Below are 3,311 nucleotides of genomic sequence, written 5' to 3' on the forward strand. Positions count from 1 at the left end.
CTTATCAAGTAAAATATCAATTTCATCCAAAATAACAATCAAAATCAATTTTTTTCCAAAGGCATTTGTTCTGAAAATGTCCCTGAATGTATTCACTATTTCTCCTTTTGTCCAACCCCTGTTAGGAACATCTCTTCCAAGTTTTTGACATAATTGGGCAATGACTTGGTATTCAGTAGTGTAATCTGTGCATCTGATATATTCAACTTTAACAAAAACGTTTTTATTGTTTGCTGCATCAATTAACTGTTCACGTGCAAATTTAGATGCCGCAGTTTTACCAGTACCTGTTTTTCCATAAAGAGTAACATTAGATGGTGTTACTTCTTTTAGTGCATCCACCCAACATTTAGCAATTTGTCTTATCTGTTCTTCCCTGTGAACTAACTTATCAGGCAAAAATCTGTGATCCAAAGGTTTTTTATCCTTGAATATGTTCTTGCCAAATGAATCGGTTCGTTCAATATCATCAAAAATGTTTGACATAATAACACCAGTATCAATTTTAATAAGAATTAAAGTAAAAATTAGAAAAAAACTGTAAGTAGTATTTCCAGTGATAATATATTAAAAGTATCATAAATAAAGTTTTTCATTGCAATATTGACAAAAGTTAATAAAATTAAAAAAATTAAATTAATTTACATGCTTTAAATTGATTAAAAAATGATATATGGATACATTTTTTGATTATACCTGTTAAAAAGTATTTAATTTATTTAAAATTTTGTTAAATCAGTTTAAAAATTAAAACATGAAATGGTACTATTTCAAATATAAAATAACAATTTCAAGTGTAAAAATCTAGTGAAAACAACAAAACAAAGACCGTATTGGGCTTTAAAAAGGCAATTTTTGAAAAAATTATCATGATTTATCACAAAGTGGGAGAGGTATGTTTCAAGTGTAATGAATTTCATGCAAAAATCAATTTTCAAGACATGTGTTTCAAGTGTAATGAAAATGAAAAAATAATTTCATTTGATAAAACCCTAAATTAACAGCAAAAAAATCATTTAAATTGAAAAAACAAGAAAATTGAAGAGTTTAATTTCAAGTGTTTTTACAGATGAAATGCACCTCTTCAATCTTAATATATCCACAAAAAGGTTATACTTGAAATGCACCTCTCCCTCTTTAGATGAACATATCATTTTGATTTGACTGAACCTGATTTTGAGGTATTGGTCCAAATTTTTTGTCGATTAAAAAAATACAATGTAATTTTGCTTTAAAAACACGTTTAATGGTTTTAATCAATTCATTTTTTGTTAAACCATCTTCATAAACAGTATCTGTCACGACAAACTGCTGTAAAAGATCCTGGTTTATGTTAATCTCAAAATCAACCAAGTAACTATTGAGTCCCATTTGCAAATCAAGAATGAAATCCCTTCTGGTGTCAGGTGTTGAAGAAAGCATCAAATTAATATGTTCCTGGGCAACCTGAGTGGCACAGGCAATTATAATACAATCTTTTCCAACAGGTTTGACAACATCCATTATGTTTTCCTTTGGAAATTCAATAATATAGTGAAATTCAGCGTTTTCATCGAATTTTTTTTCTAATAAACATTCTTCATCCATTAACCATGTTCTAATGTTTTCTTCGATATCCATAATATCATCATTTAAATTTAATAATAAATTATATATTTTTTTATTATATATATTATAAACTATGATTGAATATAATAAAATTATTAATGATATTATTTTTACACAAACAGATAAAATAAATTCATTAAGCTTATTAATAGTTATTATATTCGCTCTTTTGGTTTCAATTGCTTTTGATGTAATAATTGGTGAACTTCCAGGAAGGATTCATCCTGTCGTGATAATTGGATCAATAATTGATTCATTGAAAAGTGTCTGCATCGGAATCAAAAATAAAACGTCAGGCCTACTTTTGGTCATCGGCACGACAGCTATGACATGTTTGATTTTGTTTGTGATTTATTTCATATGCAGTTATAACAGTATTTTATTATTTTTAGTGTTTATAATTTTTTTATCATCAACATTTTCTATTAAAATGCTGCTGAATACGGCAATTGGTGTTAAAAATGATTTAAATGAAAGTTTGGATAAGGCAAGGCAATCAGTCTCATATCTTGTAAGCAGAAGCACAGATGAACTAACTGAAAGTTTCATAGTTTCTGCAACAATTGAAAGTTTAACTGAAAACATTACAGACTCCTACATTGCTCCAATATTTTATTATTTCATTTTTTCTATTATAATATTATTAAATCCATTTTATTATCAATTATACTTCTTATTATTAGTCCCTATGTTGTATAGGATGTTCAACACACTTGATGCTATGGTTGGCTATAAAAGTGACGAATTGATTAATATTGGATTTGTTCCAGCAAAAATCGACGACATATTAAATTATATTCCATCAAGAATATCAGGAATATATGTTGTTGTTTCAGCTTATCTGTTAAGATACAATGGAAAAAGCAGTTTTGAAATCATGATGAGAGATGCAAGAAATTGTCCAAGTCCAAACTCAGGTTATACAATGGCATCAGCAGCAGGAGCATTAGACATTAAACTTGTTAAAAAGCAAACATATATTTTAGGTGACGAAAACAAACCTATTGAAATAAATGATATTGAAAAGGCAGTCAGATTATCTAAATTGACAATTGCATTGTTTACACTAACAATTATATTATTATTAATTTTAATCAAAGTGATATTATGAGAATAGCTATTATTTCTGTTTCAAAAAAAGGCCATGATTTATCAATTTTATTGAAAGATAAATTAGATTCAGATTCAACAATAATTAGAGCTGATTTATATTTTAAAGATGTTAAAAAACAATTTTCAATTTTATTTTATGAATATGATGCAATAATTGCAATTATGGCTTCTGGTATTTTAATTAGATCAATAGCACCTTTAATTGAATCAAAAATATCTGATCCTGCAGTGTTAAACATTGATGATAATGGGAATTTTGTTATATCAACATTATCCGGCCATTTAGGTGGAGCTAACAAACTCACAGAAAAAATAGCAAGCTTAATTAATGCAACTCCTGTGATTACAACTTCCACAGATGTTAATAATAAATTAGGAATCGATGTCATGGCCATTGATTTATATTTATCGATTGATAATCCAAAAGAAATATTGTTTTTTAATAAAGCTATTTTGGAAAACGAAGAGATTTCACTTGTTATAAATCCTAATAAAGACTTTAAATATTTATTTGAATATTTAAATGATAATAATTTCAAAATAAACGTTTCAATTTCTTATTCATCAAAAATAAATGAAGATGAAATTCA

3 protein-coding genes and 1 pseudogene are annotated in these 3,311 nt (G+C 26.9%); 2 read left to right on the forward strand and 2 right to left on the reverse strand.

All coding sequences use genetic code 11. From position 1 onward, the window contains the following. Positions 1 to 486, reverse strand: a 486-nt coding sequence (locus tag Q4Q55_RS10085; protein ID WP_303372675.1) for a Cdc6/Cdc18 family protein, incomplete at its 3' end; no start/stop codon positions are given. A 651-nt stretch (positions 487 to 1,137) separates the two neighbouring features. Next, on the reverse strand, positions 1,138 to 1,620 hold the full coding sequence (locus tag Q4Q55_RS10090; RefSeq protein WP_303372676.1) for a DUF2299 domain-containing protein: 483 nt from the start codon (positions 1,618 to 1,620) through the stop codon (positions 1,138 to 1,140). A 61-nt stretch (positions 1,621 to 1,681) separates the two neighbouring features. Here Q4Q55_RS10090 and Q4Q55_RS10095 point away from each other — a divergent pair, with 61 nt between their 5' ends. Both Q4Q55_RS10095 and Q4Q55_RS10100 read left to right on the forward strand, forming a co-directional pair. Then, positions 1,682 to 2,719: a cobalamin biosynthesis protein gene (locus Q4Q55_RS10095; protein ID WP_303372677.1), complete on the forward strand. Its 1,038-nt coding sequence runs from the start codon at positions 1,682 to 1,684 to the stop codon at positions 2,717 to 2,719. Between the two features lie 50 nt (positions 2,720 to 2,769). Then, a pseudogene (locus tag Q4Q55_RS10100) lies at positions 2,770 to 3,311 on the forward strand (cobalamin biosynthesis protein CbiG); the annotation flags it as partial.

Source organism: Methanobrevibacter sp., from assembly GCF_030539555.1.
Taxonomy (GTDB): domain Archaea; phylum Methanobacteriota; class Methanobacteria; order Methanobacteriales; family Methanobacteriaceae; genus Methanocatella.